At 71.1% G+C, this 6,819-nt stretch carries 6 protein-coding genes; 4 read left to right on the top strand and 2 right to left on the bottom strand.

The genetic code is table 11. From position 1 onward, the window contains the following. Positions 1-384 precede the first annotated feature (384 nt). Genes ABZ319_RS39530 through ABZ319_RS39540 form a run of 3 tightly spaced genes read left to right on the top strand, consistent with a single transcriptional unit; the run spans position 385 to position 2,479 of the window. Positions 385-1,629, top strand: coding sequence for a sensor domain-containing protein (locus tag ABZ319_RS39530; RefSeq protein ID WP_354991724.1), 1,245 nt, complete (start codon positions 385-387; stop codon positions 1,627-1,629). Next, entirely contained in the window at positions 1,617-1,835 is a 219-nt protein-coding gene (locus ABZ319_RS39535) for a hypothetical protein (protein WP_354991725.1), read from the top strand. The genes ABZ319_RS39530 and ABZ319_RS39535 overlap by 13 nt, the downstream gene beginning before the upstream one ends. Continuing rightward, positions 1,823-2,479: a response regulator transcription factor gene (locus ABZ319_RS39540; protein WP_354991726.1), complete on the top strand. Its 657-nt coding sequence runs from the start codon at positions 1,823-1,825 to the stop codon at positions 2,477-2,479. Before ABZ319_RS39535 ends, ABZ319_RS39540 begins: the two co-directional genes overlap by 13 nt. A gap of 269 nt (positions 2,480-2,748) precedes the next feature. Here ABZ319_RS39540 and ABZ319_RS39545 read toward each other — a convergent pair whose 3' ends face one another. Further along, a complete protein-coding gene (locus ABZ319_RS39545) occupies positions 2,749-4,281 on the bottom strand; it encodes an alpha/beta hydrolase (protein ID WP_354991727.1) in 1,533 nt (510 codons plus the stop codon). A gap of 105 nt (positions 4,282-4,386) precedes the next feature. After that, a complete protein-coding gene (locus ABZ319_RS39550; protein ID WP_354991728.1) occupies positions 4,387-5,568 on the bottom strand; it encodes a serine hydrolase domain-containing protein in 1,182 nt (393 codons plus the stop codon). Positions 5,569-5,840: 272 nt separating this feature from the next. On the opposite strand from ABZ319_RS39550, the gene ABZ319_RS39555 reads away from it, so the two are divergent. Continuing rightward, entirely contained in the window at positions 5,841-6,689 is an 849-nt protein-coding gene (locus tag ABZ319_RS39555) for an NAD(P)-dependent oxidoreductase (protein ID WP_354991729.1), read from the top strand. Positions 6,690-6,819: the final 130 nt, after the last annotated feature.

The following is a 6,819-nucleotide window of genomic DNA, read 5'->3' on the forward strand; positions in this document are numbered from 1 at the left end:
CGGCGGTGAACGTGCCGCGCGGGACCGCGGGCCGAGGCGCGGTCGCGGTGGTTCGCCGAGCGGCCGCCGGCAACGGTGGCGGCCGCCCGGTCCGCGTTCCGGACTCGCGTCGCGAGCCGAGAGCGTGGCGGCCCACCGACACACCGGCGAAGCCGCCGGTGCGCCGACGACCGCTGCCTGGCACGTCTGCGGCTCCGGCGGCGGCGAACGCGGGCGGCGACGAAGACGACAACGACGAGGCGGGTGCGACGGCCCGGGCCGGGACGTGCGACCGCCGGGCGCGGGTGTGCCCGCGCACCGATTTCCGCGGTATGCGGAGAATGAGAGCGTGGACGGTGCTGGTGTGGCGCGACGGGTTGAAGCGAGCGTTTCAGTTATGGGCCGATGAGGCCGGGGCGATGGGTGCTGGGGCGGCTGCGGGGGCTGCCCGCGGCGGTGGGGTACCTGGCGATGGGTGGGCTGACCGCTCTGCTGTCGATGTTCGCGGTGGTGGGACTCGCGGTGGTGGGGGCGTTCTGCCTGATCGGGCTGGGTATTCCGGCGGTGCCGGAGGCGGTGCGGCTGGTGCGGCGGCTGGTGGGCGTCGACCGGCGGCAGGCCGCGCGCTATCTGGGTGAGCCCATCGCGGCGGCCTACCAGCCGATGACGGGTTCGCTGCGTGAGCAACTGGCCACGGTCGCCCGGGATCCCGCCAACCTGCGGGACCTCGGGTGGCTGGTGCTGCACGCGGTGACCGGAACGCTGGTCGGGAGCGTCGCGATCCTGCTGCCCTTCGCCGTGCTGAACCAGGCGCTGGTCCCGGCCTACTGGCGGCTGACGCCGCCGGGATCGGTGACGAACTTCGGATTCACGGTGACCTCGTGGGGCACGGCGTTCGCGGCGGCGCTGATCGCGCTGCCGCTGGGCTGGCTCGCCCTGCAGACGCCCGCGGTGGCCGGGCTGACCGCGCGGACCGCGGCCGCGCTACTGGCCCCCGCCGACGGGGCCGAACTGGCGCATCGGGTGGCCGAGCTGACCGCGACCCGGGCGGCGGCGCTGGACGCGCACGGCGCGGAGCTGCGGCGGATCGAGCGGGATCTACACGACGGGGCACAGGCGCGGATCGCGGCGGTCATCATGCAGCTGGGGCTCGCCGAGCAGCTGCGCGAGCGGGATCCTGGGGCGGCCGACGCGATGGTGCGCACCGCGCAGGACACCGCGACCGCGGCGCTCGCCGAACTGCGGGATGTCGTGCGCACGGTGTATCCCCCGGTCCTCGCCGATCGCGGATTGGCCAGTGCGATATCGGCATTGGCGGCGCGGTCGCCCATTCCCTGCGTGGTCGAGATCGAACCGGGTGCGCGGCGGCCGGCGGCGGTGGAGGCCGCGGCCTATTTCGTCATCGCCGAGGCGCTCACCAACGCCACCAAACACTCGCGGGCCGAACAGGTCTCGGTGCGCCTGGCCGGCCCGCCCGCGACCCTGACGGTCACCGTGAGCGACGACGGGATCGGCGGTGCGCGCGAGAGCGAGGGCGGCGGCCTGGCCGGCATCCGGCGGCGGGCCGCGGCCCTGGACGGGAGCATGGTGCTCACCAGCCCGGCCGGTGGCCCTACTGTGGTGCGCGTGGAGTTGCCGTGCGGGTCGTGATCGCCGAGGACGACGCGCTGTTGCGCGAGGGTCCGGTGCTGGTGCTGACCATCACCGATGACGGGATCGGCGGAGCGCACGAGACCGAGGACGGCGGACTCGCCGGCATCCGGCGGCGGGCGCGGGCTCTGCACGGGCACATGCGGATCGACAGTCCCGCCGGTGGCCCTACTGTGGTGCGCGTGGAGTTGCCATGCGGGTCGTGATCGCCGAGGACGACGCCCTCCTGCGCGAGGGTCTGGTCCTGCTGCTGCGCACCGCGGGCATCGACGTGGTGGCGGCCCTGGACAACGCCGAGGATTTCCTGACCCTGGTCACCGCCGACCGGCCCGACGCCGTGGTGGTCGACGTGCGCATGCCGCCCACCTTCACCGACGACGGCCTGCGGGCGGCGGTTCGGGCCCGCGAGATTCACCCCGGGCTGCCGGTGCTGGTGCTCTCGAACTGGGTCGAGGACAGCTATGTCGCCGAGCTGCTCGGCGACGGTTCCGGCGGGGTCGGCTACCTGCTCAAGGAGCGGGTCGGCAAGGTCGACCGTTTCCTGGAATCGCTGCACCGGGTCGCCGGCGGCGGCACCGCCATGGATCCCGAGGTGATCTCGCAACTACTGGTCCGCCGCAAATCCGACGATCCGCTGGCGGCCCTGACCCCGCGCGAACGCGAGGTGCTGGCGCTGATGGCCGAGGGCCTGGACAACGCGACGATCGCCGCCCGCCTGGTCGTCTCCGAAGGCGCGGTCCTCAAGCACATTCGGAGCATCTTCGCCAAGCTGAACCTGCACGCCGACGAGGTCGGCCACCGCCGCGTGCTGGCGGTGCTCGCCTACCTCGGCGCGGCACCGCGCGTGTAAGCCGCTGCGCCACGCCGACTCCCGGCCCTCACCCGCGAGATCGATGCGCATGACGCGTGTGAGCCGGTGCGGCGCAATGACTTCACGCGCCGCACCGGTCTCCGTGCCCGCCGTCCGCTATCCCGGTGAGCGAAGCTCGTCGCCGGGCTCTCCCGGTTTCGGCGGTGTTCGATATCGCGACCCGGTGTAGCTCGAGTGGGCCACACACCGGATCGGTCCCGGCCTCGGGCAGCGCGGCCCGCCCTTCCCGGGGGCGGGCCGCGGGTCGATCAGTTGGCGAATCCGTCGTCCCGGCAGGTGATGTCGGTCGCGGGCAGGGTTCCATCGGAGAAGTAGGTGTTGATCGCGCCCCAGGCGCAGGTGTTCCGGTAGCGGCCGTAGACGCTGTGGATGTCGACGTTCTCGAGGGTCACCAGGCGGGAGCCGGTGAGCGCCTTGCGCATCGCCACGCCGTTGGCGTACGTCGTGCGGGTGTCGCCGGTGGCCTGGATGACCAGGGCGGGCAGCGCGTTGCCGATCGTCGTCGGCTCCTCGGCGGGTGCGGGCCAGAAGGCGCACGGGGTGATGTTGTTGGCGAAGGCGCCGAAGATCGGCTGGGTGGCCCGCGCCGCCTCGATGTTGCGCCAGTACCACGACGGATCGCGGGGCACACCCACGTCGCCGCACATGATGGTCATCTGCGCGGACATGTTCTCCGGCTTGCCGTTCAGCATGCGATCGATGCTCGCCGCCAGTTCGGGATCGGGCGTCACGGCCCTGCCCGCGGCCGCGTCCAGGTAGAGGCGCACGTGCGCGGAGGTCGTCGGGTAGTTGCGCGCGTCGTCGAGCACGGTGAACAGCAGCATCGGCAGCCAGTGCTCGTCCACCTCGAAATCCCCTATCCGGAGCGGCTTCTCGGCCGCACCCCGGATCAGGTTCTCCACCGTGGCGCGGACCTGCGCGCGGGTCGCGCCGAAGCGGTACTCGCCGTCACGGGCCGCGGCCCAATCCGCCCAGCGGTCCAGGGCCGCCTCATTGGCCGTGCCCATGTCCTGCATCATCCCGACCGCGCCGTAGCGCACCGGATCCACCGCGCTGTCCAGCACCATCCGGTCGCTGCGCTCGGGGTACATCTGCATGTAGACAGCGCCCAGGTAGGTGCCGTACGAGGTTCCGAAGTAGTTGATCCGTTCCTGCCCCAGCACGCCGCGCACGACATCCATGTCGCGGGCGGTGTTGCGGGTGGAGATCGAGGACAGCCGATCACCCTGATTCGCAACGCATTCGGCGGCGAGCCGGCCCTGGGTCACCACCGACTCGGCGAATCCCGCGCCGTCCACACCCGCCGATTGCAGGCCGAAACCGATGGTCCAGCCGCAATCGATCGGCGTCGAGCGGCCGACGCCGCGCGGGTCCATGCCGATGAGGTCGTAGCCCGCGCGGACCTCGGGGGTCATGGCCGGGAGCAGGCGGATGAACTGATCCAGCCCGGATCCGCCCGGGCCGCCGGGGTTGGAAAGCATGACGCCGCGGCGCTGCGCGGGATCGGTGGCCGCGATGCGGGAAATGGCGACGGTCATCGTCTTCCCCTGCGGCTCCGCGTAATTCACGGGAACGGTGATGTCGGCGCACTGCGCGCCCACCTCGTCCAGCGCCTGCACACCGCAGGCCACCCAATTCGGGTGCTGGCCGTAGTAGCGGCCGAGTTCGGCTTCGGTCGCGGCGGCCGGTGGCGCGGCCACGACCCGGTCCACCACGACCGCGCCGGTGACGGCGGCGATCACGGTGGCGGCGACGGTCGCGAAGAGCTTTCCGCTGTGCACGGTGAATTCCTTTCGGGGGTAATACGAATCGGGGGTGCGGCGAATGGCAGTCGGGTGACGCGGCCCGGACGCGATGCGGTGCGCGCGGCAACCGGGCGTCCCTGTTCAGGAGCAGAGCGCGGTATCCAGTGCCGCCGTGACGGTCGCGGCCTGTGCCTCGCTGACCGGTAGCTGATTGACGATCACGGTCACCGCGACGCCCGCGGCGGTGACGCCGTTGCGGGTCTCGAAACCGGGGATGCTGCCGCCGTGGCCCCAGACCTCGGCGCCGCAGGACACGGGCTGGTGGATCAGCCCGAGGCCGTAGCCCGCGCCGGGCATGCGGTCGAAGGGCACGGTCACGCGCATCTCGGCGAGCAGCGGCGCGGGCAGGAGTTCACCCGCGAGCAGGGCGCGGAAGAAGCGATTGAGATCGGCGCCGGTGGCGACCATCGCCCCGGCCGCGCCGCCCCACGACGGGTCGAGATCGGTGAAATCGACGCGCTGCCCCGCACTTTCCTCGTAGCCGCGCGGATGCGGACCGCGAATGACCTGTTCGCCGTCCGCCGGGAAGTAGGTGTCGCGCAGGCCGAGCCGATCCAGGACGCGGGTCTGGATCTCGGCGGCCACCGGCTTGCCCGTCACCTGCTCGACGAGCATCCCGAGCAGGATGTAGTTGGTGTTCGTGTACACCGCGCGCGCACCGGGTTCGTACTGCGGCGGCAGGCTCATGGCGATGTCCACCAGCTCGCGCGGGGTGAAGTGCCGGGTCCGCAGTGCGGCCGCATCCCCTTGCAGCTGTGGCGAATTCGGGTCGCGGGCCACCGCGGGGTCACCGCTCGCCAGATAGTCCGGCAGTCCGGTGGTGTGCTGGAGCAACTGGCGCACGGTGATCCGGTTGCCGTCGTTGCCGTTGCCGCGCACCACGCCCGGCAGGTACTTCTCCACCGGATCATCAAGGGCCACCCGGCCTTCGGCGACCAGTTGCATGATCACCACGGCCACATACGTCTTGGTGTTGCTGCCGATCCGCACGCGGGCGTCGGCGGTGAACTCCGCGCCGGTGACCGTATCGGCCCGCCCGGCGGTCCGCACGCGCTGTCCACCGGCGTCGGTGATCACCACCTGCACGCCCGGGAACCCCGCGTCCACGACCGCCGACATGGCCGCGCCCAGGGCGTCGTCCCGGTCCCGGCCGGTGGACGCGGCGCCCGGGTCCGCGGTCGCGCAGGCGGCCGCGGCGAGCACGGCCAGCACGCCGATGCCGGCCGGCGCGCGGCGCGCGCGGTACCCCCGAAATATCGTCATGTGAAGGCGTTCCTCCTGTTCGGTCCGGTTTTCCCGGCTGCTTCGAGCCTAGGAATCCGGGACCGCGATTCCGATGCCGCACACGCCCGTGTTGCCGGTGGCGCGGACCGGACGGCCGGGGGTAGCGCAGGCGCTACCCCGACATCCATATGCACCTAGTTGCATAGTGTCGGAAATCGGCCTACTGTCCGGATCGGAGGGTTTTCGCTCCGATCGCGCACGGACGCGCGGATCATCGAACCCGGGGCGAAAGCAGAGAGCAGGGAGCCGAGATGACCGAAGCACTGAAGCCGCTGGCGGGCCGGACCATGATCATGTCGGGCGGCAGCCGCGGCATCGGGCTGGAGATCGCCAAGCGCGCGGCCGCGGACGGCGCGAACATCACGCTGATCGCGAAGACCGATCAGCCGCATCCCAAGCTGCCCGGCACCATCCACACGGCGGCAGCCGAATTGGAGGCCGCGGGCGGAACGGTGCTCAAGTACGTCGGCGACGTCCGCGACGACGGCGCGGTGGCCGAGGCGGTGCAGCGCACCATCGCGACCTTCGGCGGCATCGACATGGTGGTGAACAACGCCTCGGCGATCGACCTGTCCCCCACCGAGACCCTGCCCATGAAGAAGTACGACCTCATGCAGGACATCAATTGCCGCGGCAGCTTCCTGCTGTCCAAGCTCAGCATCCCGGCGCTGCGTGAATCCGCGCAGACCGGGCGCAATCCGCACATCCTGACGCTGTCGCCGCCGCTGAACCTGGATCCGAAATGGGCGGGCGGCTCCCTGGGCTACACCATCGCCAAGTACGGAATGTCGCTCACCACACTGGGATTGGCCGAGGAGCTGCGCAAGTACGGCATCGGCGTGAACTCGCTGTGGCCGCGCACCACGATCGCCACCGCGGCGGTGCAGAATCTGCTCGGCGGCGCGGAGATGGTCGCCACCTCACGGACGCCGGACATCTACGCCGACGCCGCGTACCTGGTGCTCACCTCGCCGGCGAAGGAGACGACCGGCAACTTCTTCATCGACGACGATGTGCTTGCCGCGCACGGCATCACGGATCTGGAGAAGTACCGCGTGGTGCCGGGCGACGGCCCGCTCAGCACCGATCTGTTCCTCTAGCCGGTAGGCAGTAGCGCGAAAAGGCCGGGGGGCCCGGGGGGCCGGGCGTTAGTGTGTGGCGGCGACGTGTGGGGATAGATGAGTTAGGTATATCACACGGCTGTAATCCCCTCAACAAAACCAAAAAAAC

This window comes from Nocardia sp. NPDC005978 (genome assembly GCF_040614455.1).
Classification (GTDB): domain Bacteria; phylum Actinomycetota; class Actinomycetes; order Mycobacteriales; family Mycobacteriaceae; genus Nocardia.